This window comes from Streptomyces sp. NPDC059255 (genome assembly GCF_042752355.1).
Classification (GTDB): Bacteria; Actinomycetota; Actinomycetes; order Streptomycetales; family Streptomycetaceae; genus Streptomyces.
In genome coordinates, this window is the sequence record NZ_JBHYZP010000001.1 from 502,390 (window position 1) to 527,512 (window position 25,123).

Genomic DNA, 25,123 nt, shown 5'->3' on the forward strand with positions numbered 1-25,123 from the left:
CCCCCGCGCCCGCACCCTGAAGAGCGGGACGGGACCGGGAACGAGGTGCGGGCATGGGACTCGGCAGGCGGGCGCTGCTGCTCGGTACCGGTGGGCTGCTGGCCGGGGCCGCCGGGTGCTCAGGGTCCGCGCGGACCGGAGCCGGTCCGGCGTCCTCGCCCGTACCGCTGCCGACGGCCACCCCGTGGCGGCCCGACCGCGCCGACGTGGACCCCGCCGTCAAGCTGCGCGCCGTCCAGGTCGTGGAGGCGATCGGCGCCTGGCCCGCCGGGCAGGGCGGCGCCGCGGCGGCGAAGCGGCGGGTGGCCGCGCTGGGCGCGGCGCCGTCGCTGGTGGACGAGGCGGGGCCGCTGCTGCCGGCCGCCGACGAGGCCGTGCTCCAGGTGGTCGACGCGCAGTACGGCGGGATCCTCGCCGACTCGGCCAGCGTGCTGGTGGTCTGCCGGCAGTGGACCCCGGGACACGCGACCGGCACGAGCGGCACGACCGTTGACGTGAGGCTGCGCCGGGCCCGGCCCCGCTGGGAGGTCACCGCGCTCCACCCGGCCAGGCCCGGCGCGGCGGCGCCGTCGCTCCCCGACGCCGCGCGCGGGGTGCTGGCGGAGCGCCGGATCACGCTGCCACCCGCGGCGGCGGCCGATGTCCGCGGCGGGCACGTCCACGAGAGCGTGCTGCGGGCGCTGCTCCGGCTGGCGGGCACGTACCGGATGTATGTGAGCGTGATCCGCTCCGGCCACCCGCGATACGTCTTCGGCACCGACCGGCCCAGCGACCATCCGCGCGGCCGGGCCTTCGACGTCTGGCAGATCGACGGCCACGCGGTCGTGGACCCGGCCACCTCGCGCCGGCTCGTGGAGAGGTTCATGCGGGACGCCGCGGCGGCCGGGTCGTACAACGTGGGCGGCCCGGTCCGGCTCTCCGGCGGCGCCGCGGGGCAGTTCTTCACCGACGCGACCCACCACGACCACGTGCACGCGGGGTTCACCACCTGAGCGTCGGCCGTACGCCCCGGCCCGTGCCCGTCGGCCGTACGTCCCGGCCGTGTCCGCCGGCCGTACGTCCCGGCCGTGTCCGCCGGGCGTTCACTCCCCGTCGTCGAGGCGGAAACCGACCTTCAGGCCGACCTGGTAGTGCTCGATGTCCCCGTCGACGATGTGGCCGCGTACTTGCGTCACCTCGAACCAGTCCAGTCCGCGCAGGGTCTCGGCCGCGCGGCCGACGCCGTTGCGGATGGCGTCGTCGATGCCCTCGTGCGAGGTGCCGACGATCTCGGTGACCCGGTAGGTGTGGTGCGACATGGGGCCGTTCCCCTCTGCAGGTTTCACTCACGCCTTCACGCGTCGCGGGGCCCGCGGCGTCACTCCAGCGTGCCCCACCCCGCCGCCGCCCGCGAGGCCACGACCGCGTCCGCGGCTCTCTGGGAGAGTGGTGCGGGTATCCGTACGTCCATTCGGAGGATGACTCACCTCATGCGCCTGCTGCTGATCCGCCACGGCCAGACACCGTCCAATCTCGCCGGGCTCCTGGACACCGCGGCGCCCGGTCCCGGGCTCACCGCGACGGGGGAGCTGCAGGCCGCCGCGCTCCCCGCCGCGCTGGCGGACGAGGACATCGGCGCGCTGTACGTCTCGACCCTGATCCGGACGCGGCTCACGGCGGCGCCGCTGGCCGCCGCGCGCGGTCTGGAGCCCCGGGTCAGGGACGGGATCAGGGAGCTGTCGGCCGGGGAACTGGAGTTGCGGGGCGACGACGAGTCGGTCAGGCGGTATCTGACCACCGCGTTCGCCTGGTCCGCGGGTGACACGGAGCTGCGGATGCCCGGCGGCGAGAGCGGGGCCGAGGCGCTGGCCCGGTTCGACGCGGTGGTGGCCGAGGCGGCCGCCACGGGCGCCGGTACGGTGGCGATGGTCAGCCACGGCGCGGCGATCCGGATGTGGACCGCCGCCCGGGCGGAGAACGTGGACGTGGCCTTCGCCGCCGCCCACGCCCTGGACAACACCGGCGTCGTGGTCCTGGAGGGCGCCACCGGGCCGGCGGCGGCCGAGTGGAAGGCGCTGACCTGGGCGGGGACGCCGGTCCTCCCGCGCGGCGACGAGCCGGTGAACGGCGGCCCCGCCGGACGCGCCCTGTAGAAACCTCCCGGACGGGTCCGCGCCGGGTCCGCGTCGGGCCTGTGCCGGGTCCGGGCCGGCGCCCGCCCGGCGCGGACCCCGGCATTCAACCGCCTCACATCCGCGCTCCGCCGTGTGGTCATGTCAAATCCAGCCGGTCACGGAAGAAACGAGGTGCCGGGTCCACGCGCCCGCGACGGACCCGGCGGCCTGCCTCCCCTACGGCACAGGAGTCCGCCATGTCCGCCCCCGCTCCCGCCACCGTCCCCGTGCTCCCCGGCGCCCCGCTCCGCGCCCCGGCCCCCGCGCCGCTCGCCGCCCCGGGCCCCGCCGCCGGCCCGGAGCCGCGCTACCTCGTCCAGCTCGCCCGCACCCAGGAGGACGTACGGGCCGCCCAGCGGCTGCGGCACCTCGTCTTCGCCGGGGAGATGGGCGCCCGCCTCGACGGGCCCGAGCCCGGTCTCGACACCGACGCGTTCGACGCGTACTGCGACCACCTGCTGGTACGGGAGGAGACCACCGGCGAGGTCGTCGGCACGTACCGGCTGCTGCCGCCCGAGCGGGCACGGGCCGCCGGGCGGATCTACTCCGACAGCGAGTTCGACCTCGCCCGGCTCGCCCCGATCCGCCACGACCTGGTCGAGGTGGGGCGCTCCTGCGTCCACCCCCTGCACCGCACCGGCGGCGTCATCGCCCTGATCTGGGCCGGGCTCGCCCGCTACATGGCCACCACCGGACACAACTGGCTGGCGGGCTGCTGCTCGGTGCCGCTCGCGGACGGCGGCGCGCTCGCCGCCTCCACCTGGAACCGCGTCAAGGACAAGCACCTCGCGCCCGAGGAGTACTGGGTCACCCCGCACCGGCTCTGGACCCCGGAGACCGCCGCCGCGGCCGCCGCCCCCGCCGAACTGCCGCCGCTGCTGCGCGGCTATCTGCGGCTCGGCGCCTGGGTGTGCGGAGCGCCCGCGCACGACCCGGAGTTCGGCGTCGCCGACCTGTACGTCCTGCTGTCTATGCGCCGCACCAACCCGCGCTACCTGCGGCACTTCCTCTCTCTCGCGCCGGCCCCCGTCGCATGAGTGCCTGGCTGCCCACCGCGCCCTGCACCCCCCGCGACTGCTCGCGCCACGCCGGCCCGGCGGTGAGCACGGCGGCCGGGGCGGTCCGGCTGCTGCGGGGGATCCCGCTCGTCCTGTGCGGCGCGATCCTCGCCCCGCTCCTCGCCCCGCTGCCCCCGGGGGTACGCGACCGGCTCACCCGGAGCTGGTCCCGCGCCGTACTGCGCGCCTTCGGCCTGCGCGTCACGGTGCGCGGCGCGCCGGGATCCGGCCCGGCCGACGCGCTCGCCCCGCGCGGCGCCGGTGTGCTGGTCGTCGCCAACCACATCTCCTGGCTGGACATCCCGCTCCTCGCCGTCGTCTTCCCCGGACGGATGCTGGCCAAGAGCGAGATCCGGCGCTGGCCCGTGCTGGGCGCGCTGGCCGCCCGGGGCGGCACCCTCTTCGTGGAACGCGAGCGGCTGCGCGCGCTGCCCGACGCCGTACGCACCCTCTCCGCCGCCCTCCGGGCCGGCTCACGGGTGATCGCCTTCCCCGAGGCGTGCACCTGGTGCGGCCGGGAACAGGGCCGGTTCACCTCCGCCGTCTTCCAGGCCGCCGTGGACGCGGGCGCCGAGGTCCGGCCCGTACGGATCACCTACCGGTCACCGGACGGGACGTCCTCGGGCGCGCCCGCCTTCGTCGGGGACGACACCCTGCCCGCGTCCCTTTGGCGGGTCGTGGCGGCCGGCGGTCTCACGGCGGAACTCACCCTCCTGCCGCCGATCCCGGCCGGCCCCCGCACCGACCGCCGCGCGCTGGCCCGTACGGCGCGCCACGCCATCGCGCACGGCGCCTCCGGGCACGGCGGCACCCCCGGGCACGGCGGCGACGCCGGTTCCGGCGCCGCGATGCCCGGCGCCGAGCCGTACCCGGGGGTCGATGCCGGTCCGCGTCAGCCCCCTCGGCCCACTCAGACAGCCGTCGCGTGCGTCAGCGCGAACCGGCCCGCCTCATCGGTCCACCAGTGCGTCAACTCCATTCGCGCCGCAGCCAGTTCGGACCGCACCCGGTCCTGACGGAACTTGGCCGACACCTCGGTCCTCACCTCCTCGCCGGGGGCGAAGTGCACCACCAGATCCAGCTCCGGGATCTTCACGGTGAGCGCGGAGCGCGCCCGCAGCCGCATCTCGATCCATTCGTTCTCCGCGTCCCAGAGCGCCACATGGTCGAAGGCGTCCGGGGCGAAGTCGGCGCCCAGCTCGCGGTTGATGACGGTCAGCACGTTCTTGTTGAACGCGGCCGTCACACCGGCCGCGTCGTCGTACGCCCGTACCAGGACCGACTCGTCCTTCACCAGGTCCGTGCCGAGGAGCAGCGCGTCGCCGGGGGCCAGCAGCCCGCGCACCGAGGCGAGGAACGCCGCGCGCTCGGCGGGCAGCAGATTGCCGATCGTGCCGCCGAGGAACACGACCAGCCGGGGCCCCGGGGTGCCCGGCAGCACCAGTCCGCCGGTGAAGTCCGCGACGATCGCGTGCACTTCGAGCCCGGGACGGTCGGCGACCAGCGACTCGGCGGCCCCGCGCAACGCGCTCTCACTGACGTCGACCGGCACGTAACTGGCCAGCTCCGGCAGCGAGTCCAGCAGCAGACGGGTCTTCTCGGACGACCCCGACCCCAGCTCGATCAGGGTGCGCGCGCCCGTCGCCGCCGCGATCTCCGGCGCGCGGGCGCGCAGGATCTCCCGCTCGGCGCGCGTCGGATAGTACTCGGGCAGGGTGGTGATCTCCTCGAACAGTTCGCTGCCGCGGGCGTCGTAGAACCACTTGGGCGGCAGCGTCTTGGGCGTACGGGTCAGCCCGTGGAGCACATCGGCGCGCAGCGCGGCGTCCGTGGCGTGCTCGGGCAGCGTGCGGGTCAGCAGGAACGGGCTCACGCGGGTAGCTCCTTGAGAGGGGACAGCAGAACATCGCCGCGGCTCGCCACGAGCAGCGTGCGGTCGGGGACCTCGCGCCAGCGCGGATCGTCGTCGTACGGCTCCGACGCCACCAGCACCGGCGCGTCCTGCGTCCCGGGGCGGTACCAGAGCGTGTCGCCCCAGGCCGTCCCCGCGATCCGCACCCCGTCGGTGAGCAGCAGGTTGAGCCGGGACGCGGGCGCCGCCCGTGCCACGTCGGCGACCGTCTCGGCCAGCGCCCGGCCGGGGTCGTCGCCCGCCCGCAGCCGGTGCAGCACCAGCGCCCACACCAGCGCCGAGTCACTGCGCGCCACCAGCGACAGCAGCTCCTCCGCGGGCAGCGCCGCGGCCAGGTCCGCGACCGATCCCGGCCAGCCGCCCACCGAGCCGTTGTGGCTGAACAGCCAGGGCCCGGCGGCGAACGGCGCCGCGGCGGCCTCCCCGTCGGCGCCGGGCAGCGTCGCGTCCCGTACGGCGGCCAGCAGCGCGCCGGTACGGATCACCCGGGCCAGATCGGCGAAGCCGGGGTCGCCCCAGATGGGCGCGGCGCGACGGTAACGCGCGGGCACCGGGTCGCCCTCCGCGTACCAGCCGACGCCGAAACCGTCGGCGTTGACCGTGCCGTTGCGCTGTCTGCGCGGCGCCCACGACTGCCGCAGCAGCGCGTGCGGCGGCGCGACGAGCACCGACCCGAGCGTCATCGGCGGTCCGAGGGCCGCGATGTGCCGGCACATCAGGAGCCCCCGGTGGCGCGGCCGGTGCGCGCCGCGTACTCGGCCGGGGCGGAGCGCGCCGTACGGAACCCCGAGAAGATCTGCCGGCGCACCGGCAGGTCCCAGTTGCGGAACGTGCCGCGGCAGGCCACCGGGGCCACCGCGAACGAACCGCCCCGCAGCACCTTGTGCGCGCCGCCGAAGAACACCTCCGAGTACTCGCGGTACGGGAAGGCGGCGAAGCCCGGGTACGGCAGGAAGTCGCTCGACGTCCACTCCCACACGTCCCCGATCAACTGCCGTACCCCCAGCGGCGAGGCACCCGCCGGATAGCTGCCCGCCGGGGCCGGCCGGAGATGGCGTTGGCCGAGGTTGGCGTGGGCCTCGGTGGGCTCGCCGTCACCCCAGGGATGGCGCAGCGACCGTCCCGAGACGGGGTCGTGGCGCGCGGCCTTCTCCCACTCCTCCTCGCTCGGCAGCCGCCGGCCCGCCCAGCGGGCGTACGCGTCGGCCTCGTACCAGCTCACATGGAGGACCGGCTCGTCCGCCGGGACCGGCTCCACCACCGAGAACCGGCGGCGCAGCCACTGCCCGCCCTCGCGCCGCCAGAACAGCGGGGCGCCGATGGAGTGTTCCCGGATCTGCGCCCAGCCCTCCGGCGCCCACCAGCGCTCCTCGGTGTAGCCGCCGTCCTCGATGAACCGCTGGTAGTCGCCGTTGGTCACCGGCACCGTGTCGATCCAGAACGCCGGGACGAGCCGCTGGTGGGCGGGCCGCTCGTTGTCCAGCGCCCACGGCTCGGTGGACGTGCCCATGGTGAAGGGGCCGCCGGGCACCAGGACCTCGGCGGGCAGCCCCGTGGTGTCCCCGGCCGGGGGCGGGGGCGCGGTCAGCGCGGCCGGCCCCTTCCGCAGCTGGTGGGTGATGAGCATCGTCTCGTCGTGCTGCTGCTCGTGCTGCGCGATCATCCCGAACGCGAACCCGGCGTCGAGCAGCGGTCCGCCGCGCAGCGGGGTGCGTTCGATGATGTCCAGGACCCGGCCCCGTACGTCGGCGGCGTACGCCCGCGCCTCGGTGGGCGGCAGCAGCGGCAGGGTGGGCCGGGCGGCCCGGGGATGTTCGAACGCGTCGTAGACGGAGTCGATCTCGGGGCGCAGGGCCTCGCGGCCCCCGACGGTCCGCAGGAGCCACTGCTCCTCCTGGTTGCCGATGTGCGCGAGGTCCCAGACCAGCGGGGACATCAGCGGCGAGTGCTGTGCGGTCAGGTCGTGGTCGTCGACGCAGGAGGTCAGCAGGGCGGTGCGGGCCCGGGCCGCCGTCAGGGAGTCGACGGCGCGCTGTCTGAGCTGCTCCTCGGTGGACAGGCCGGCGAGGTCGGTCATGTGCGGGGGTCCTTCCGTGTCACGGGGGCGCGCAGATCGTCGGCCGGACACCGCCCCGGCAGGACGTAGCGGTCGGTGAACGCGGCGACCGCCTCCTGTACGGCGGGTGTCGCGCCGACGCGCGGCAGCGCTTCCCGGGCGGCGGCGAAGCAGGCGATCGCCGCCGCGTGCAGCTCGGGGTCGGCCAGGCCGTACCGCGCGGCGTTGACCCAGAGCGGATTGGCCGGGGCGGGCAGCGGGCCCGCGGTCTCGGCGAGCGGTTTGACGGTGCGGTACACGGTCTCCGCCGCCTCGGGGTCGTCGAACAGCGCGGTGGTGACGGCGAGCGGCACCTGCCAGCCGTCCTCGCCGGGCTGCGCGTCGATCATCCGCAGTTCGAGATGGCCGCGCGGTCTGACCGGCGGGAAGAGTGTCGTGAGGTGGTAGTCGAGGTCGGCGCGGACCGGCGGACGCGGCAGCCCGGAGCGGATCCACTCGCGGAAGGTCAGCCCCTCGGGCACGGCCCAGGGCCCCTCCGCCGCCCGGACGCACATCACCGGCGCGTCCAGCGCGAACGCGGCCCAGGCGTCGCGCGGGGGGAGCGCGGCGGACGGCGCGGTGGTACGGAGCGGGTCGAGCCGGGCCCACATGGCCTGCCGGGTGGAGCGCCACCCGGTCGCCACGCCCTCCCGCATCGGGGAGTTCGCGAAGGCGGCGACGAGCACCGCGCCCAGCAGGTGGGCGAGCTGCCAGCGACGGCCGTGGCCGAGCGGCCCGGGCTCCTCGTGTCCCGCGTCCAGACAGACCTGGATCGACGCGGTCGACCGCATCATGGCGCGGCCGGCCGGGCCGATCCGGTCGAGATAGGTCTCCATGGCGTCGTAGCGGGGCTCCCGCAGCATCCGCTGCGGTGAGTTCCAGGGGTCCTGCCCCAGACCCGCGAGGACGAGTCCCGCCGAGCGCAGTACCGGACGCACGGCGTCCAGGTCGGCGGCGGTGGAGGCGACGCACTCCGTCAGGGACGCGGCGGGCGCGGAGCTGAGCTCCACCTGGCCGCCGGGTTCGAAGGTGAGTGCCGATCGGAGGTGCAGGTCCCGCAGCCCTTCGAACGCCTCCTGGAGGCGGTGGGCCGGGACGGGGGTCTCGGGATGACGCAGATCGTGGACGAGCCATTCCAGTTCGACGCCCACGGTGCGGGGCGGGCCCGTCTTGAAGCAGATGCCGCGCAGCAGATCCTCGGCGTCGTTCTCGCCGAGCGGTGGTCCCTCGTCGATGAAACTGTCGGGTGGCATGTGCGGATCCTCCTGTCGAAGACCGCTTGACCTCACTCGGCCCCGGGGCCGGGGCGAGCACTTCGTCCAACCTAAAGCCACTCTCGCCGCTTCGCACAAGAGTGCCCGCGCGCTCACTTTTTCGTCAGAAATGCGGTTGCCCCGTCCGAGATCGTTCACGCAGGATTTGCCCATGAGCGCACGGCTGCGGGGTATCGCGAAGGAAACAGAGGAGATCGTCCGAACGGGGGTCTACCGTGCTCCGGACGGCCGTGAGGTGGTCCTGCGCGCGGAGCTGGACGCGGCCCTCGCGGGCACCCGGATGTACGGCCCCGGCCCCGTAGGCCCCACGGGCCCCTCCTCCGGGGCGGCGGTTTCCGGCCGTACGGAGCGCGGCGGACCGGTCGTCGAGGTCACCGGCGAGAGCAGCCTGGAGGCCGCGCGCCGGCTGACGGCCGCGGAGCCCGGGGAGCCGGTGGCGGTGCTGAACTTCGCGTCCGCGCGGAACCCGGGCGGCGGCTATCTGAACGGCGCGCAGGCGCAGGAGGAGGCGCTCTGCCGGGCCTCCGCGCTCTACGCCACGCTGCGGGCGGCGCCGGAGTTCTACGCCTACCACCGCGCCGACCGGGACCCGTTCTACACCGACCGGGTGATCCACTCACCGGGGGTGCCGGTCTTCCGCGACGACCGGGGTGGGCTGCTCGACACGCCGTACCGGGTGGGTTTCCTCACCTCGCCCGCGCCGAACGCCGGGGTGATAGCGCGGCGCGCCCCCGAGGACGCCCACCGCATCCCGGCCGCCGTCGCCTCCCGCGCGGAGCGGGTCCTGGAGACGGCCGTGGAGTGCGGCTACCGGCGGCTGGTGCTGGGGGCCTGGGGATGCGGGGTCTTCCAGAATGACCCGGCGGTGGTCGCGGGCGCCTTCCGGGCGCTGCTCACGGGCGGGGGCCGGTTCGCCGGCGCCTTCGACGAGACGGTCTTCGCGGTGCTGGACCGTACGGCGGAAGGGCCGACGCTGGGGGCGTTCCGGCGGGTGCTGGCGGCCACCGCCCCGTAGGGGCCGCGGCGTACGGCCGGGGTGACGGTGCCGCCGCCGTCCGCAGCGACGTCACCTCTCGGGTCGTCCCACGGCCCTCACCTCCGGGCCGTACGCCCCTCACTTCCAGCCGTACAGCTCCTTCAGCCGGTTCACGACGAGGTTGAACCGCCCCCGGTCCAGGGCACACGCCTCCCGCCGCATCCCCTCGTCGTGGACCCGGAGCACCCGGTCCACGTCCACCCACGACTCGCGCCCCTCGCGGTCCCACGGCCCGACCCCGATCGGCACCCACTCGCGGTCCTGGTCGCGGCGCTTGCTGGAGAGCTGTACGGCGAGCAGGGTGCCCGCCGCCTCGCGCGCCACCACCAGCACCGGCCGGTCCTTGCCACGCCCGTCGTTCTCCTCGAACGGCACCCAGGTCCAGACGATCTCCCCCGGGTCGGGGTCGCCGTCGCGCTCGGGCGCGTAGGAGGTGCGGACGGGGCCGACGGCGCGCGGGTCGGCCTCGGTCGTGGCGGCGGGGCCGCCGCGGCCGGGGGAGTCGGGGAAGGCGGAGGACGCGGGTGAAGAGGAGATCATTTGTACGACGGTAGGGCCTGCTCCGTCGCGGCCGTCGGGCGGGTCCGTGGGGAGAGGCCGGATCGGTCCACCGGGTGCCCCGCCGGGGGCCGTTCTGGCAGGATGCCCGGTGCGATGAGTCAGCCGACCGAGCACTCCGCCGCCCGAGCCGCCGTTCCGGCCGGCTCCCTCCCGACCAGCTTCGACGTGGCGCGGCTGGCGGGGGTGTCCCGTGCCACCGTCTCGTACGTGCTCAACGGGGTCACCGACGTACGGATCAGCGAGCCCACCCGCCTCCGGGTGCTGGAGGCCGCCGAAGCGCTCGGTTACGTCCCGCACGCCGCCGCCCGCAGCCTGCGCGCCGGACACACCCGGATGGTGCTGCTGCCCACCGGGCACGCCCCCGCGGGCCCGCTCCACAGCCGGGTCTTCGACGAGTTCCAGCGCTCCCTGCGCCGGCTGGGCTACACGGTGGTGCAGTACGGCAGCCTCGGCCCGGACCCCGTCGGCGCGGCCCGCGCCTGGGCCGAACTGCGGCCGGTCGCCGTGGTCTCGCTCGGCGAGACGCCGCTCACCCCGGAGGCGGTGGAACTCCTCAAGCGGTCCGGGGCCAGGAGCGTGATCACCCTCGGTGCGGAGCGGATCGCGGGCGCGCACGCGCTCGTCATGGACCAGCGGACGATCGGTGGCCGCGCGGTCTCCCATCTCGTCGCGCGCGGGCGCCGCGCGATCGGGGTGGTGATGCCCGCGGAACCGGGCCTGGAGCCGTACGCCGCCCTCCGCCTCGCGGGCGCGGACGCCGCCGCGCGGGATCCGGGCGCGGACGCCGCCGCCCGCGTCACGCCGTTGCCCCTGGCCCGCACGGAGGAGTCCGCCGCCGGTCTCGCCGCCCGCTGGCGCGGGCTCGGCCTCGACGCGGTCTTCGCGTACAACGACGAGTACGCGATGCTCCTGATGCGCGCGCTCCAGGACGAGGGGATCCGGGTGCCGGAGGAGACCGCGGTGATCGGCGCCGACGACGCCCTGCTCGGACGGCTGCTGCGGCCCCGGCTCTCCACCGTCCGTATCGACATGGCGACCGGGCCCCGGCTGGCCCAGCTCGTCGACCGGGCCGTCCGTGACCCGGGGGCCGAACCGGAGCGCCACGGCCTGATGGGCGCGCGGGTCGTCCACCGCGAGTCGAGCTGACGGGCACCCGCGGCCGTACCCGCGCGACGTGCGGCGGTCGGGCCGGGTGGCTAGCGTCGACGGTATGGCTACTGTTCCGCAGCGGTTCGAGCTTCTGCTGGTCGCGGGGTTCACCGAGGAGCACGAAGGGCCGCCCTGGGCGGAGAACGCCCTGCGCTCGGCCGTGGTCGAGGCGACGGGTGACACCGGGGCCTCGGGTTATCCGCGGTACGCGGGCAACGGCATGGAGGCGGACATCGACCCCGAGACCCGCACGGTGGAGGCGCTGCTCATCGACGGGGAGGAACTCGACTACGGGATGACGGTGCGGGTGGTCGCCGTACCCCAGGGCCAGACTCCGGCCTGAAGAACCGGCCCCCGAGGCCCGTTGACAGCGGTCGGCACCGGGCAGAGACTCTGACGGCGAGCCGTTATGAACCAAAGTTCACCAGGCGAACATCCGTCGGAGGTGGCGGATGTGTGCCGGGGGAGAGAAGCCGGAGATCCGATGAGCATTCGCGACGTCTACATCGTCGACGCCGTCCGCACCCCGATCGGCAGGTTCGGGGGCGCCCTCTCCTCCGTACGCCCCGACGACCTCGCCGCCCATGTGGTGAGGTCGCTGGTGGACCGAACCCCGGACCTCGACCCGGCGCGGATCGACGACGTGGTCCTCGGTGACGCGAACGGCGCGGGCGAGGACAACCGCGACGTGGCGCGGATGGCGGTGCTGCTCGCCGGACTCCCCGTCTCCGTCCCGGGGGTGACGGTGAACCGGCTCTGCGGATCCGGTCTCGAAGCGGTCATCCAGGCCGCCCGCGCGGTCGCCCTCGGCGACGCCTCCGTCGTCGTGGCGGGCGGCGTCGAGTCCATGTCCCGGGCCCCCTGGGTCCTCCAGAAGCCGGAGCGCGCCTTCCCGGCCGGTCACCAGCAGCTCCACTCGACCACCCTGGGCTGGCGGATGACCAACCCGAGGATGCCGGCGGAATGGAGTGTTCCGCTCGGTGAGGGTGCCGAACTGATCGCGGACAAGCACGCCCTCGGCCGGGAGCGGCAGGACGCCTTCGCGCTCGCCAGTCACCGCAAGGCCGCCGCGGCCTGGGCGGCCGGACTCTACGACGGCGAGGTCGTCCCGTACGACGGGGTGGAGCTCGCGCGGGACGAATGCATCCGCGACACCACGTCCATGGAGGCGCTCGCCAAGCTGAAGCCGTCGTTCCGTGCCGACGGGACCGGGACCGTGACCGCCGGGAACGCCTCGCCCCTCAACGACGGCGCCGCCGCCCTGCTCCTCGTCGACGAGGCGGGGCTGCGCGAGACCGGCCGCGAGCCGCTCGCCCGGATCCGCGCCTCGGCGGTCACCGGTGTCGAGCCGCAGCTCTTCGGGCTGGGGCCGGTCGAGGCCGTGCGACGCGCTCTGGACAAGGCGGGGCGCACCTTCGCCGACCTCACCACCTTCGAGCTGAACGAGGCGTTCGCCGCGCAGTCGCTGGGCTGCCTGGCCGAGTGGCCCGAGCTGGACCCGGCCCTCGTCAACCCGCGCGGCGGCGCCATCGCGATCGGCCACCCGCTGGGCGCCTCCGGTGCCCGGCTCGCCGGGTCCGTCGCCCACCAGCTCGCCGCCGCCGGTTCGGGCACCGGGCTCGCCGCGCTCTGCATCGGGGTGGGGCAGGGGCTGGCGCTCGTCCTCGAACGCTGACCCCGGGCCCGGCCGGAGCGTGGCTCAACACCCCGTGCGTGCGGCGGAGTTCGGCCCGGTCCGGTCGCTCGGGCGGCTGTCCCGGGTCCGTCGCACCCGTGGTCGAATCGCTGTACCGTACCGGATCATCCGAGCGACTGGAGAGCCTTCATGTCCCTGCTCGATCCCAAGACCTGGCAGCCCGTCGGACTGTCGGGAGGTGAGTCCCCAGTAGTGGAGCCCGCCACCGGTGACATCCTCGGCACCCTCGCCCTCGCCGCTCCCGAGGACGTCGCCGCCGCGTCGGAGGCCGCCGCGGCGGCGCAGCGGGCTTGGTCGGCCACCCCGCATCTGGTACGGGCCGGGGTGCTGCGGCGCGCGGGCGACCTCTTCGCCGCGCACGCCGACGAACTGCGCGACTGGCTCGTACGGGAGTCCGGGTCCATCCCCGGCAAGGCGGGCTTCGAACTGCATGTCGCCGCCCAGGAGTGCTACGAGGCCGCGGCGCTCGCCTCCCGCCCCACCGGCCAGGTGCTGCCGAGCGAGGAGCCCAGGCTCTCCTACACCCGGCGGGTCCCGGCCGGGGTCGTCGGCGTCATCGCGCCGTTCAACGCGCCGCTGATCCTCTCCATCCGGTCGGTCGCCCCGGCCCTGGCGCTCGGCAACGCGGTGCTGCTCAAGCCGGACCCGCGCACCGCCGTCTGCGGCGGGCTCGCGCTCGCCGCCGTCCTCGCGGAGGCCGGACTCCCGGCAGGGCTGCTGCACATCCTGCCCGGTGGCGCGGAGACCGGACAGGCGCTGGTCGCGGACGCGCGGGTGCCGGTGATCTCCTTCACCGGCTCGACCGCCGCCGGGCGCGCGGTCGGTGCGGCGGCGGGCCGTGCCCTGAAGCGCGCCCATCTCGAACTCGGCGGCAACTCCGCGCTCGTCGTCCTGGCCGACGCCGACATCGAGGCGGCCGTCTCCCAGGCGACCTGGGGGTCCTTCTTCCACCAGGGCCAGATCTGCATGACCACCGGACGCCATCTCGTCCACGCCTCGCTGTACGAGGAGTACGTCGAGCGGCTCGCCGCCAAAGCCGAATCGCTGGCCGTGGGGGATCCGTACCGTGAGCAGGTCCACCTCGGGCCGATCATCGACACGGCCCAACTGGCCAAGATCGACGCCCTGGTGGAGGCGAGCGCGGCCCGCGGGGCCAAGGTCGCCGCGGGCGGTACCCACCGCGACCTCTTCTACCGCCCCACGGTCCTCGCCGACGTCGACGACCACACCCCCGCCTACACGGAGGAGGTCTTCGGCCCGGTCGCGCCCGTACGCCCGTTCAGCAGCCTGGAGGAGGCCGCCGCGCTGGCGTCGGCGGGCCCGTACGGTCTCGCCCTGGGCATCGTCACCCGGGACGCGGCGCTCGGTCTGGAGCTGGCGGACCGGATCCCCACGGGCATCGCCCACATCAACGACCAGACCGTCAACGACGAGGCGGTCGCCCCCTTCGGCGGCATCGCCGCGTCCGGCACGGGCGCCCGCTTCGGCGGCGAGGCCAATCTGGAGGCGTTCACGGAACTGCGCTGGACGACCGTACGGCGCGAGCCCGCGGGCCACCCCTTCTAGGAGCCCGCCGAGCACCGGGACCCACCCGCCGCCCTCTCCGGAGCGGGTGCCCGGTCCCGGCGGCGGCGCCGCCCCGGTCCCGGCTCAGCCCTGCTCGGCCTCCTTGGCCTTCGCCTCGGCCTCCGCGACCGACTTGCGCACCTCGTCCATGTCCAGGGCGCGCGCCTGGCCGATCACGTCCTCCAGAGCGGTCTCCGGCAGCGCGCCCGGCTGGGCGAACACCGCGACATTGTCGCGGACGATCATCAGGGTCGGGATCGACCGTATCTCGAAGGCCGCGGCCAGCTCCTGCTGCGCCTCCGTGTCGACCTTCGCGAAGACGAGGTCGTCGTGACGCTCCGACGCCTTCTCGTAGACCGGGGCGAACTGGCGGCACGGACCGCACCAGGAAGCCCAGAAATCGATCAGGATGAAGTCGTTCTCCGACACCGTCCGGTCGAAGTTCTCCTTGGTGAGTTCCACAGTGGCCATGTCCTGGTACCTCTTCCTGCTCTCCGGTGAAGCCGCCTGCGACAACGGTCCGGGCCGTCGCCGTATTCCTGTACCCGTCCAGGCCCCTGCCCGAAGATCGTGTGGCCATGCGAGCCGCCCCCGGCGAGACTGTCCCCATGACAGAAGCTGTGGAGTACGACGTGGTGGTCCTGGGCGCGGGACCGGTCGGGGAGAACGTCGCCGACCGGGCCAGGGCGGCCGGGCTGAGCGTGGCGGTGGTGGAGAGCGAACTCGTCGGCGGTGAGTGCTCGTACTGGGCGTGCATCCCCAGTAAGGCGCTGCTGCGCCCGGCCCTCGCGCGCGCCGAGGCGCGCAGGGTGCCGGGGCTGAGCGAGTCGGCCCGGGGCCCGCTGGACGCCGCGGCCGTGCTCGCGCACCGCGACTACTTCACCGCGCACTGGAAGGACGACGGCCAGGTCGGCTGGCTGGAGGGGACCGGCGCCGTCCTGCACCGCGGCCACGGCCGGCTGGACGGCCCCAGGCGGGTGACGGTGACGGACTCCGACGGCGCCGAGCGGGTGCTGACGGCGCGGCACGCCGTCGCCGTGTGCACCGGCAGCCGGGCCGTCCTGCCCGGGCTGCCGGGAATCGACGGGGCCGGCGCCTGGACCAGCCGGGAGGCCACCAGCTCCCCGACCGTCCCCGCGCGGCTCGTCGTGGTCGGCGGCGGTGTGGTGGGGATGGAGATGGCGACCGCGTGGCGGGCGCTCGGCTCCGAGGTCACCGTGCTGATCCGGGGCGACGGCCCGCTCCCCAGGCTGGAGCCGTTCGCGGGCGAGCTGGTCACCGAGGCGCTCACCGAGGCGGGCGCCACCGTCCGTACGGGCGTGTCGGTCGCGGCGGTCGAACGCGACGGCGCGAGCGGCCCCGTCACCGCCGTGCTGGCGGACGGCGAGCGGATCGAGGCCGACGAGATCCTCTTCGCCACCGGCCGCGCCCCGCGCACCGACGACCTCGGCCTGAAGACGATCGGCCTCGAACCGGGCTCGTGGCTGACGGTCGACGACACCTGCCTGGTGGACGGGAGCGACTGGCTGTACGCGGTCGGCGACGTCAACCACCGCGCGCTCCTCACCCATCAGGGCAAGTACCAGGCCCGGATGGCGGGCGCCGCCATCGCCGCGCGCGCCAAGGGCGCCACCGTCTCCGCCTCCGATACGTGGAGCGCCCACACCGCCACGGCCGACCACGCCGCCGTCCCCCAGGTCATCTTCACCGACCCGGAGATCGCCGCGGTCGGCCTCACCCTCGCGGAGGCCGAGGCGGCGGGCCACCGGGTCCGCGCGGTCGACTTCGACCTCTCCGGCGTCTCGGGCGCGGCCCTCTACGCCGACGGCTACCGGGGCCGCGCCCGCATGGTCGTCGACCTGGACCGGGAGATCCTGCGCGGGGTCACCCTCGCGGGCCCCGGGGTCGGTGAGCTGCTGCACTCCGCGACGGTCGCCGTGGTCGGTGAGGTGCCGATCGACCGGCTGTGGCACGCCGTTCCCTCGTTCCCGACGATCAGCGAGATCTGGCTGCGGCTGCTGGAGACGTACCGCGACCAGTGACGCGCCCCGGCGGAAGTGAAGCGGGAGCGAGGGTGGGCCCGGTGACCTGACAGTCCGTCACCGGGCCTTGTACGGCGGCGCCGTCACCAGTCGTGGACGCTCCCGTCCCGCAGCCGGTTCACCGGCAGGTACTTGCGGTTGTACGGGAAGCGGGCGGCGGCCTCCTCGTCGAAGTCGACGCCGATCCCGGGCCGGTCACCGGGGTGCATCAGGCCGTCCTCGAACCGCCAGGACGTCCGGAACACCTCCTCGTACGGGCTGAGATGGCCCATGTACTCCTGCATGCCGAAGTTGGCGACGGAGAGGTCGACATGGAGCGCCGCGGCGAAGGAGACGGGGGACAGGTCGCCCGCGCCGTGCGAGCCGGTGCGCACCCCGTACAGCTCCGCCAGGGAGAAGATCTTGCGGAGGTGGCTGATCCCGCCGGCGTGCGAGACCGACGTACGGATGTAGTCGATCAGCCGGTTCGTGATGAGGTGCTGGCAGTCCCAGATGCTGTTGAAGATCTCGCCGACCGCCAGCGGCGTGGTGGTGTGCTGCCGGATGAGCCGGAAGGCGTCCTGGTCCTCGGCGGGGGTCGGGTCCTCGATCCAGAACATCCGGTACGGCTCAAGGGACTTGCCCAGGCGCGCCGCCTCGATCGGGGAGAGCCGGTGGTGCACGTCGTGCAGCAACTGGAAGCCGTAGCCGAACCGCTCCCGGACCGCGGCCATGTAGGTGGGGACGAAGTCGAGGTAGGCGCCGGTGTCCCAGGCCTCCTCGGTCGGCAGGGCGCCGTCCGCGGGCTCGTAGGTGACGCCGTCGCCCTTGCGCATGCCGTACACGCGCTCCAGCCCGGGGACCGCAGCCTGGGCCCGGACCGCGCGGAAGCCCTGGCCGAGGAACCGGTCGACGTCGTCGAGGAGTTGGGGGATGTCGTTGCCGCTGGCGTGGCCGTAGACGGTGACGCCCTCGCGGGCGGCGCCGCCGAGCAGCTGGTAGACGGGCAGCCCGGCGACCTTGCCCTTGATGTCCCACAGCGCCACGTCGACGGCGGCGATCGCCGTCATGGTGACCGGTCCGCGACGCCAGTACGCGCCCTTGTAGAGGTACTGCCAGATCTGCTCGATACGGTCCGCGTCCTGCCCGATCAGAAGGGGGCAGACATGGTCGCTGAGGTAGGAGGCCACCGACAGCTCACGGCCGTTGAGGGTGGCGTCGCCGATTCCCGTGACGCCGTCGGAGGTGGTCAGCTTCAGAGTGACGTAGTTGCGTCCCGGGCTGGTGACGAACACCTGGGCGTCGACGATGGTGGCCATTGCGGGCGGACCGCCTTTCCGTGTGGTGGGTGGGGGAGCCGGCTCTGCGGCCGGGGGTGCGGCGTTCAGGAAGGGGGAGCCGTGGCGGCGCGCAGCGCGGCGTCCAGGGTGGCGCGGGGGCCGTGCCGGTCCAGGTCCCGCGCGTATCCGGCGACACGGTCGGCGAACTCCCGCCGCCCCGCGACGGGTTCGGGCAGGATGTCGCCCGCCTCCACCACCAGCCGCGCCGCCGCGCCCGGTTCGGCCGCGCGCGCCGCGAGTGCGCGCAGCCGGGCGGTGGCGTCGTCCCGTACGGCCCCGAGGGCCCGCTCGTCGTAGGCGTCCCGGCCGCGCGTGACGACCTGGACGTACGCGGCCACCCCGAGGGCCAGCACATCGGGCACCGTGCCCGCGGTGAGATGGTGGGCGAGCGGGCCCGCCCACCGCACCGGGATCTTCAGCGAGCCGTCGGTGGCGACCTGCGCGGTGCGGTGACCGAGCGCGGGGTTGGCGAAGCGTTCGAGCAGCTCCTCGATGTACGTGGCGCCGTCCACCCCGTCCGGTACGTCGAGGCTCGGCAGGATCTCCCGGGTCATGGCGTGCCGGACCGCGGCGCCGAGCCCCGGGTCGGCCACCGCGCGGTCGATGGACGGGTGACCGAGCAGCAGCCCGAGGTAGGCGAGCAGGGAGTGGGCGCCGTTGAGGAGCCGCAGCTTCATCGTCTCGTAGCCCGCCACCTCGGGTGCGAAGACCGCGCCGGCCTTCTCCCAGGCGGGGCGTCCGGCGCGGAAGTCGTCCTGGAGGACCCACAGCCGGTACGGCTCGGCCGGCACCGGCACCGCGTCGCGCACCCCGAAGTGCCGGGCGACCAGGGCACGGTGCTCGTCGGTGGTGGCGGGGGCGATGCGGTCGACCATGCTGGAGGGCGTGGACACCGAGGAGGCGAGATAGGCGGTCAGCTCCTCGCGCTCACCTGCGGGCAGGGCCGCCGCGAACTCCGCCAGCAACTGCCGCAGCCTGCTGCCGTTCTCCGTCAGGTTGTCGCAGGTCAGCACCGTCAGCGGGGCGGCGTGGTCGCGCACCCGGCGCTGCAGACCGCGCAGCAGCAGGCCGAGCGGGGAGCGCGGGGCACCGGCTCCCGTGAGGTCGGCGGCGACACGTGGGTCGTCGAGGTCCAGGCCGCCGGACGGGGTGAACGTGTACCCCTTCTCCGTGACGGTCAGGGTGACGATCCGGGTGCCGGCCGCGCCGATGGCGTCCACCACCGCCTCGGCCTGGTCCCCGCCGAGCAGTCCCGGGTGGTGCACCCCGGGGGCGTCCGCGCGTACCGAGCCGTCGCCGCCGAGGGTGAGGACGGTGTACAGCTCGTCCTGCGCGGTCATGCCCTCCACGACGGTCCGCGAGCGCTGCGTCGGCCCGGTGACGACCCCGGTGATGCCCCAGGGGCCCTCGGCGTGCCGGAGTGCCTCGGCGGTGTAGACCGCCTGGTGGGCCCGGTGGAAGTTGCCGAGGCCGAGATGGACGATGCCCCGCTCCGGCGCGGTACGGGGGCGGGCGAGGCCGGGTACGGGAAGGCGGGCGCGGGAGAGCGGCGGCACGTCCGGGATCGGGCGCGGGCCGCGGCTCTGGCTCGGGCTGGCGTTCAACGCGGGGGGCTCCTCGGTGGGTCTTCGCCGGTGGGGTGGACGCCGGTCCGTCGCGGCGTCCTTGATCTCCGGCAGTACTACCATACAAGCCTTGTATGTTAGGAGGCAATGGTGGCGCCACCGGCTCCGTGGCCGCGCGCGCCACCGGCCCCCGGCCGCCCCTCAGTCGTTGGCGAAGCGCCGGGCCAGGGCGATCTCCCGCGCCAGCTCGACCCCGGCGGCGACCCCGCCGTACAGGATCCCCCGGTCCCCGAGGAGCGACACCTCCAGGCGCGGCGGTTCGAACGGCAGGATCAGTGACAACTCCGCCTGGACGGCCGGGATGTAGTCGCCGAGCCGGCGGCCCACGCCGCCGCCCAGGATGACCAGGGCCGGGTCCACGACGGTGACGACCGCAGCCAGGGCCAGGGCCAGCAGCCTGGCCTCCGCAGTCAGCACCTCGCGGGCCCGCGGGTCACCCGCCGCCGCGGCGGCCAGCACCTCCTCGGCCGTCGTCGCGTCCGTCATCCCGCGCTCCCGCGCCGCGCCGACGATCGCGTCCGCCGCCGCCGCGGTCTCCAGCATGCCGCGCTCGCGCACCTCGTCGGGCAGCCCGCGCCGGGGCACCGGCAGGACCGGCATGAAGGCGATCTCGCCGGCCATGCCGCGCGCGCCGCGCAGCGGCCTGCCGTTCAGCACGATCCCGGCGCCCACCCCCGAACCGACGTGCAGATAGACGAAGTTGTCGATGTCCTGGCCCTGACCCCTGGTCCGCTCGCCGAGGGCGCCCAGGTCCACGTCGTTCTCGAAGCGGACGGCGCCCGCCTCGGCGAAGAAGTCCCGGAGCCTCCTGACGTGCAGGGCGTACTCCCACCCGGGCAGGTTCGAGGCCAGCCGGAAGGACTCCTCCCCGGGGTCGTACACCCCGGGGCTGCCCACGACGATCTGGAGGAGATCCGCCATCGTCAGCGACCGCTCGGCGAGGGTGGCGGACACCAGTTCCTCGATGACGCCGACCAGCCCCTCGGCGTCGCGGGCGGAGGGCATCCGGACGTGCCGCACGATGTCACCGGTGAGATCGGTCAGCGCCAGCCGCACCCAGCGCCGCCCGATGTCCAGCACGGCGACCCAGCCCGCGGTGGGCTCGGGGCCGAAGAGCTGGGGGGCCCGGCCGGCCTGCCCCGTGCGTACCCCCAGCCTGCGCAGCAGCCCGTTGTCGATCAGGGCGGCGACCGCCGCGCTCACCGTGGGCTTCGACAGCCCCGAGGCCGTGACGAGCTGGGGGATGGAGATGGATCCGGCGGCGTAGGCGTGGTGGAAGACGGATCGTTCGTTGAGGTGGCGCATGTACGTCGTACTGGTCGCGATCGGGGACGACTTCGGCAACGGGCCCTCTTCTCTGGTCTGGCTTTCCGTTCAGACGCACGTCGGGCGTACGGAGGTTCGGATGCACCTCTTGTTTATTTAGGAGGCTCCCTTACAATCATCGCTCATGAAAGCGCTTGCCAGCCCGGGGCCCATGGTGGCGGTCGACATCGGCGGAACCAAGACCGCGCTCCTCGTCACCGGCGGGGCGGACGGCTCCGCGCGCCGTACCGAGCGCATACCCACGCGCCCCGAGGAGGGCCCGCACCCCCTCTTCGCGCGGATCGCGGACACCGTGGACGCCCTGCTCGGCCCCGGGGCCGAGCGCGCGGACGTGTGCAGCGCCGGGCTGGTCTGCCCGGGGATCGTCACCGAGACCGGGGTGCTCTTCGCGCCCCACACCCCGGGCTGGGAGGAGCTGCGGGTGCGCCGGGCGGCCACCGCGCTCTTCCCGCGGGCCACGATCACCGTCATGAACGACGTCAAGGCCGCGGCGCTGGCCGAGGCCAGGGAGGGCCGGCTGGCCGGTGTCGGACACGGCATCTATCTCAACGTCGGGACCGGCCTCTCCTGCGCGCTGGTGGTCGGCGGGACCGTACTGACCGGCGAGAACGGCGCCGCCGGGGAGATCGGCTACCAGGTCCTCGACCCCGCGGACCCCGGCGTACGGGAGGACCGGGCACCCCTGGAGGAAGCCTTCTCGGGCGCGGCGCTGACCGCGCTCGCGCGCGCCAGGACAGGGGAGGACGCCACCGCCGGCACGGCGTTCGAACTCGCGGCCACCGAGGCCGGCTTCGGCGCGGAGATCCGTGACCGGCTCGGGCGGTTCGCCGCCGCCGTCGCCAACCTCGCCATCGCCTTCGACCCGGCGCGGATCGTCGTCGGCGGCGGGATGGCCCGGCACGACGAGGTGTTCACGGCGCTCGCCGCGGCGCTGGAACGGCTCGTCCCCTTCCCGCCCACGCTGCTGCGCTCCCGTACGTACGACGACGCCGCCCTCACCGGCGCGCTGATCGCGGCGCGCGAGGCCCTGAGCCCCGGTCCCTGAGGCGGCGGGACCGCTTCGCCGTCCGGAGCCGCTCCACCCGCGGCCCCGGACACGCCGCTCCGGGGATCGGCTCCCCCCGGCGGCCCCTCGACACCCCCCGTTCGTCCCGGTCACACCAAGAAAGTTGGACGGCATGCGAAAGAAGTTCATCCCGATAGCGACCGTCTTCTCGCTCGCCCTCACGGGCTGCGCGTTCGGCGGTGAGAGCAGCGCGGGGGGAGACTCCGACACCCTGAAGTTCTGGCTCTCCGGCGACGGGAACCAGGGCGGTGGCTTCGCCACGATGGCGAAGGAGTACACCGAGGAGACCGGCGTCAAGATCGATGTCGTCGACATCCCCTACGACGACCTGCGCACCAAGCTGCGCAACGCGGCCCAGGCGGGCGATCTGCCCGCGCTCGCCCGGGTGCCCTCGGTGGACCCGCTCTGGGCGGGCTCCCTGCTCGACCTGACGGGCACGGCCGAGAAGAACAAGGTCAAGGCCAACCTCCTCGCGAAGTCGTCCAAGGGGCAGATCAACGCACTGCCGACCGACCTGACTGCGGTCGGCCTGTTCATCAACAAGAGCCTCTTCGACAAGGCGGGGGTACCGTACCCGAAGTCGGCCGAGGACCAGTGGACCTGGGACGAGTTCACCGCCTCGCTGAAGAAGGTGCAGCAGGCGACGGACGCCAAGTACGGCATGGTGATGGACGGTTCGAGCCACCGGCTGCGCTCCTTCCTCTACCAGTACGGCAGCAACGGCTTCGGACCGGACGCGGGCGGCGCGTACGCCGCGAACCCGGAGACCACCACCGGCCTGGAGCGCTTCAAGGCGCTGAACGACGACAAGATGATGCCCCGCTCCGTCTGGCTCTCCGGGGACGACGCCAACGCCCTGTTCAAGAGCGGCCGCGTCGCCGCGTACTACTCGGGTGTCTGGCAGATCACCGACTTCTCCCAGAACATCAAGGACTTCGAGTGGAAGTCCGTCCTCATGCCGAAGCAGCCCGTGCGCGCCACGAACCTCGGCACCAACTACGTCGTCGGGTACGACGGTCCGGCCGCGGAGAAGACGGCGGAGTTCATCGACTGGCTGTACACGCCGGAGAACTACCGGAAGCTCTGCGAGATCTCCGGCTTCCTCCCCGTCGAGGACGGCATCGGCGTGAAGTACGCCGCGAACAAGGAGGCCTTCGACGTCTACAACGATGAGATCGCCTCGTCCGGCCCGATCAGCTCCCTCCAGATGCGGAGCGAACTGACCGACGCCTACCGGGGCAAGGGGTCCACCGACGATCCGATCAAGGACGAGACCGTCAAGTACCTCAACGGCGACCAGGACGTGAGGACCACGGTCGCCGCCATCGAGAAGAAGTTCACCGAGGCCGGTCGCTGATCATGAAGTCGACGTCGACGGCGGCCGTCGTGGCAGGCCGCCGCAGCATCCCGCCGCCGCGCTCCGCGGCGCCCCGCCGGCGACGGCCCGGCCGCTACCGGTCGGCTCCGATCGTGCTCGCCGCGGTCAACATCGTGATGTTCCTGCTGTTCTTCGTCTGGCCGGGCGCTCTCGGGCTGCTCTACTCGTTCACCGACTACCGGGGCTTCGGGCAGCCGGACTTCGTCGGCCTCGACAACTACCGCACCCTCTTCGGGGACACGGACTTCTACGCGGCCCTGGGGCGCACGGCGGTGTACGTCGTGCTGTCCGTCCCGCTCACCTATGTCCTCTCCCTGCTCGTCGCGGTGCTCCTCGTCAGCCGGTTCGCCCGCGGCACGACCGTCGCCAAGGTCGTCTTCTTCTTCCCGTGGCTGATCTCCCCGATCGTCACGGGCGTCATCTGGCGCTGGCTCTTCGGCGAGAACTTCGGCTTCGTCAACTTCGTCCTCGGCACCCTCGGCGTCTCGGAGGTCAAGTGGTCCTCGGACGGGGACCTCGCCCTCGCCGTGGTGGTCCTCGCGACCGCCTGGGGCGGCACGGCGTTCAACATGCTGCTGTTCATCGCGGCCCTGAGGAACGTGCCGACGTCGTACTACGAGGCGGCCGAACTGGACGGCGCCAACGGATGGGAGCGGTTCCGCCACATCACCCTGCCGGCCATCGCCCCCACCTCCTTCATGGTGATCCTGCTGGCGACGATCAACGCCACCAAGGAATTCGCGATGGTCCAGGCGCTCAACGGCGGCGGTCCCGGCACCGACAACCGCCTGATCGTGCAGTACATCTACGAGACCGGCTTCAAGCGGGCCGAGGTCGGCTACGCGAGCGCGGTCTCCATGGTGCTGATGGCGATCCTGCTGGTGGTCGCGCTGGTGCAGATGCGTCTCGGCCGAGGGCGGGGAGCTTCATGAAAGACACCGGGAGCCGCGTGAAGGACACGGGGAGCCGCGTGAAGGACACGGGGAGCCGCGTGAAGCGGCCGGGCCGCGCCGACCGGAAGCGGCCGGTCCCGGGCGGCGGGAACGGACCCCGTACGGTCGCCGTCACCCTCGCGCTGTGGGCGCTGGCCGCCTGCTTCGCCTTCCCGGTCCTGTGGTTCGTCCTCAGCGCCTTCAAACCGGGCAGCGAACTCTTCAGCTATCCGCTCTCCGTCCTGCCCCGCGACTGGACCGTCCAGGGGTTCGTGGACGCCTGGCAGCGGATCCACTTCGCGCGCTACTTCGGCAACACCCTGCTCGTCGCCTCCGTCACGACCGTCCTCACGGTCCTCGCCAGCGCCGGCACCGGATACGCCCTCGCGAAGTACTCCGCCCGCTGGATCAGGGTCTTCTTCGTCTGCGTCCTCGCGACGACGATGCTGCCCACCGAGGTCATCCTCACCCCGTCCTTCGCCGTCGTGCGGGAACTCGGGCTGTACGACACCCTCGCCGGGATCATCGTCCCGTCGATCATCACCGCGACCGGCATCTTCATGTTCCGCCAGTTCTTCATGACCGTCCCCGACGAGATCCTGGAGGCGGCGCGCATCGACGGCGCGAGCGAGATCGGCATCTTCACGCGGATCATGCTGCCGATCGCCCGGCCGATCGTGGTGACGCTGGCGATCTTCTCCTTCCAGTGGCGCTGGAACGACTACATCTGGCCGCTGATCGTCCTCGGCGACCAGGAGCGGTTCACCCTCCAGGTCGCGCTGCGCAACCTCATCGGCGCGCAGAACATCGACTGGCCGGTGCTGATCGCCGCGTCCGTCATCTCCCTGCTGCCGCTGCTGGTGATGTTCCTGGTGTTCCAGCGCTACGTCATGAACGCCGACATCAACGCGGGCCTGAAAGACTGAGAGCGAGCC

General features: G+C 73.7%; 24 protein-coding genes. 14 read left to right on the top strand and 10 right to left on the bottom strand.

Going from position 1 to position 25,123, the window contains the following annotated elements; translation table 11 throughout:
* Positions 1–53 precede the first annotated feature (53 nt).
* Positions 54–992 (top strand): hypothetical protein, encoded by a 939-nt coding sequence (locus tag ACFXKG_RS02150; protein WP_384830830.1) that lies wholly within the window; start codon positions 54–56, stop codon positions 990–992.
* A gap of 90 nt (positions 993–1,082) precedes the next feature.
* Here the strand turns inward: ACFXKG_RS02150 and ACFXKG_RS02155 are convergent, their stop codons facing one another.
* Positions 1,083–1,298, bottom strand: a complete 216-nt coding sequence (locus ACFXKG_RS02155) for a dodecin (protein WP_384830833.1) — start codon at positions 1,296–1,298, stop codon at positions 1,083–1,085.
* A gap of 171 nt (positions 1,299–1,469) precedes the next feature.
* Here ACFXKG_RS02155 and ACFXKG_RS02160 point away from each other — a divergent pair, with 171 nt between their 5' ends.
* The 3 genes from ACFXKG_RS02160 (at position 1,470) to ACFXKG_RS02170 (ending at position 4,227) form a co-directional block, all read left to right on the top strand.
* A complete protein-coding gene (locus ACFXKG_RS02160; RefSeq protein ID WP_384831748.1) occupies positions 1,470–2,132 on the top strand; it encodes a histidine phosphatase family protein in 663 nt (220 codons plus the stop codon).
* A gap of 218 nt (positions 2,133–2,350) precedes the next feature.
* Positions 2,351–3,190 carry a GNAT family N-acetyltransferase gene (locus ACFXKG_RS02165; RefSeq protein ID WP_384830836.1) on the top strand — a complete coding sequence of 280 codons (840 nt, stop codon included), beginning with the start codon at positions 2,351–2,353 and terminating at the stop codon, positions 3,188–3,190.
* A complete protein-coding gene (locus ACFXKG_RS02170; protein ID WP_384830838.1) occupies positions 3,187–4,227 on the top strand; it encodes a lysophospholipid acyltransferase family protein in 1,041 nt (346 codons plus the stop codon). The genes ACFXKG_RS02165 and ACFXKG_RS02170 overlap by 4 nt, the downstream gene beginning before the upstream one ends.
* Here ACFXKG_RS02170 and egtD read toward each other — a convergent pair.
* Genes egtD through egtA form a run of 4 tightly spaced genes read right to left on the bottom strand, consistent with a single transcriptional unit; the run spans position 4,122 to position 8,471 of the window.
* Positions 4,122–5,084 (bottom strand): L-histidine N(alpha)-methyltransferase, encoded by a 963-nt coding sequence (gene egtD, locus ACFXKG_RS02175; RefSeq protein ID WP_384830841.1) that lies wholly within the window; start codon positions 5,082–5,084, stop codon positions 4,122–4,124. The genes ACFXKG_RS02170 and egtD overlap by 106 nt on opposite strands.
* Positions 5,081–5,839, bottom strand: coding sequence for an ergothioneine biosynthesis protein EgtC (egtC, locus tag ACFXKG_RS02180; RefSeq protein WP_384830844.1), 759 nt, complete (start codon positions 5,837–5,839; stop codon positions 5,081–5,083). The genes egtD and egtC overlap by 4 nt, the downstream gene beginning before the upstream one ends.
* Positions 5,839–7,200 carry an ergothioneine biosynthesis protein EgtB gene (egtB, locus tag ACFXKG_RS02185; RefSeq protein WP_384830847.1) on the bottom strand — a complete coding sequence of 454 codons (1,362 nt, stop codon included), beginning with the start codon at positions 7,198–7,200 and terminating at the stop codon, positions 5,839–5,841. The genes egtC and egtB overlap by 1 nt, the downstream gene beginning before the upstream one ends.
* The gene (gene egtA / locus ACFXKG_RS02190) at positions 7,197–8,471 is read right to left on the bottom strand and encodes an ergothioneine biosynthesis glutamate--cysteine ligase EgtA (RefSeq protein ID WP_384830850.1); all 1,275 of its coding nucleotides are present in this window, start codon (positions 8,469–8,471) and stop codon (positions 7,197–7,199) included. Before egtA ends, egtB begins: the two co-directional genes overlap by 4 nt.
* A 172-nt stretch (positions 8,472–8,643) precedes the next feature.
* Here egtA and ACFXKG_RS02195 point away from each other — a divergent pair, with 172 nt between their 5' ends.
* Positions 8,644–9,507, top strand: coding sequence for a TIGR02452 family protein (locus ACFXKG_RS02195; protein WP_384830853.1), 864 nt, complete (start codon positions 8,644–8,646; stop codon positions 9,505–9,507).
* Between the two features lie 99 nt (positions 9,508–9,606).
* Here the strand turns inward: ACFXKG_RS02195 and ACFXKG_RS02200 are convergent, their stop codons facing one another.
* Positions 9,607–10,068 carry a type II toxin-antitoxin system PemK/MazF family toxin gene (locus ACFXKG_RS02200; protein WP_384830856.1) on the bottom strand — a complete coding sequence of 154 codons (462 nt, stop codon included), beginning with the start codon at positions 10,066–10,068 and terminating at the stop codon, positions 9,607–9,609.
* Between the two features lie 114 nt (positions 10,069–10,182).
* Here ACFXKG_RS02200 and ACFXKG_RS02205 point away from each other — a divergent pair, with 114 nt between their 5' ends.
* The 4 genes from ACFXKG_RS02205 to ACFXKG_RS02220 all read left to right on the top strand — a co-directional run bounded on the left by ACFXKG_RS02205 (position 10,183) and on the right by ACFXKG_RS02220 (position 14,500).
* Positions 10,183–11,235, top strand: a complete 1,053-nt coding sequence (locus tag ACFXKG_RS02205) for a LacI family DNA-binding transcriptional regulator (protein ID WP_384830858.1) — start codon at positions 10,183–10,185, stop codon at positions 11,233–11,235.
* 64 nt (positions 11,236–11,299) lie between these two features.
* Positions 11,300–11,581, top strand: a complete 282-nt coding sequence (locus tag ACFXKG_RS02210; RefSeq protein ID WP_384830860.1) for a hypothetical protein — start codon at positions 11,300–11,302, stop codon at positions 11,579–11,581.
* Positions 11,582–11,722: 141 nt separating this feature from the next.
* On the top strand, positions 11,723–12,913 hold the full coding sequence (locus ACFXKG_RS02215) for a thiolase family protein (protein WP_384830863.1): 1,191 nt from the start codon (positions 11,723–11,725) through the stop codon (positions 12,911–12,913).
* 150 nt (positions 12,914–13,063) lie between these two features.
* Positions 13,064–14,500, top strand: a complete 1,437-nt coding sequence (locus tag ACFXKG_RS02220; RefSeq protein WP_384830866.1) for an aldehyde dehydrogenase family protein — start codon at positions 13,064–13,066, stop codon at positions 14,498–14,500.
* Positions 14,501–14,584: 84 nt separating this feature from the next.
* Here ACFXKG_RS02220 and trxA read toward each other — a convergent pair whose 3' ends face one another.
* Positions 14,585–14,971, bottom strand: coding sequence for a thioredoxin (gene trxA, locus ACFXKG_RS02225; protein ID WP_384830868.1), 387 nt, complete (start codon positions 14,969–14,971; stop codon positions 14,585–14,587).
* Positions 14,972–15,108: 137 nt separating this feature from the next.
* Here trxA and ACFXKG_RS02230 point away from each other — a divergent pair, with 137 nt between their 5' ends.
* Positions 15,109–16,542: a dihydrolipoyl dehydrogenase family protein gene (locus ACFXKG_RS02230; protein WP_384830871.1), complete on the top strand. Its 1,434-nt coding sequence runs from the start codon at positions 15,109–15,111 to the stop codon at positions 16,540–16,542.
* Positions 16,543–16,625: 83 nt separating this feature from the next.
* On the opposite strand, the gene manD is transcribed toward ACFXKG_RS02230, so the two are convergent.
* The 3 genes from manD to ACFXKG_RS02245 form a co-directional block, all read right to left on the bottom strand.
* Positions 16,626–17,840, bottom strand: a complete 1,215-nt coding sequence (gene manD, locus ACFXKG_RS02235; protein ID WP_365809385.1) for a D-mannonate dehydratase ManD — start codon at positions 17,838–17,840, stop codon at positions 16,626–16,628.
* Positions 17,841–17,905: 65 nt separating this feature from the next.
* The gene (locus tag ACFXKG_RS02240; protein WP_384830874.1) at positions 17,906–19,465 is read right to left on the bottom strand and encodes a mannitol dehydrogenase family protein; all 1,560 of its coding nucleotides are present in this window, start codon (positions 19,463–19,465) and stop codon (positions 17,906–17,908) included.
* A 162-nt stretch (positions 19,466–19,627) separates the two neighbouring features.
* Positions 19,628–20,830 carry an ROK family transcriptional regulator gene (locus tag ACFXKG_RS02245; RefSeq protein WP_384830877.1) on the bottom strand — a complete coding sequence of 401 codons (1,203 nt, stop codon included), beginning with the start codon at positions 20,828–20,830 and terminating at the stop codon, positions 19,628–19,630.
* 106 nt (positions 20,831–20,936) lie between these two features.
* On the opposite strand from ACFXKG_RS02245, the gene ACFXKG_RS02250 reads away from it, so the two are divergent.
* The 4 genes from ACFXKG_RS02250 to ACFXKG_RS02265 all read left to right on the top strand — a co-directional run bounded on the left by ACFXKG_RS02250 (position 20,937) and on the right by ACFXKG_RS02265 (position 25,114).
* On the top strand, positions 20,937–21,857 hold the full coding sequence (locus tag ACFXKG_RS02250; RefSeq protein ID WP_384830879.1) for an ROK family protein: 921 nt from the start codon (positions 20,937–20,939) through the stop codon (positions 21,855–21,857).
* Between the two features lie 133 nt (positions 21,858–21,990).
* The gene (locus ACFXKG_RS02255; RefSeq protein ID WP_384830882.1) at positions 21,991–23,235 is read left to right on the top strand and encodes an ABC transporter substrate-binding protein; all 1,245 of its coding nucleotides are present in this window, start codon (positions 21,991–21,993) and stop codon (positions 23,233–23,235) included.
* 2 nt (positions 23,236–23,237) lie between these two features.
* Entirely contained in the window at positions 23,238–24,188 is a 951-nt protein-coding gene (locus ACFXKG_RS02260; RefSeq protein ID WP_384830886.1) for a carbohydrate ABC transporter permease, read from the top strand.
* On the top strand, positions 24,185–25,114 hold the full coding sequence (locus ACFXKG_RS02265) for a carbohydrate ABC transporter permease (protein WP_384830889.1): 930 nt from the start codon (positions 24,185–24,187) through the stop codon (positions 25,112–25,114). The genes ACFXKG_RS02260 and ACFXKG_RS02265 overlap by 4 nt, the downstream gene beginning before the upstream one ends.
* Positions 25,115–25,123 lie beyond the last annotated feature (9 nt).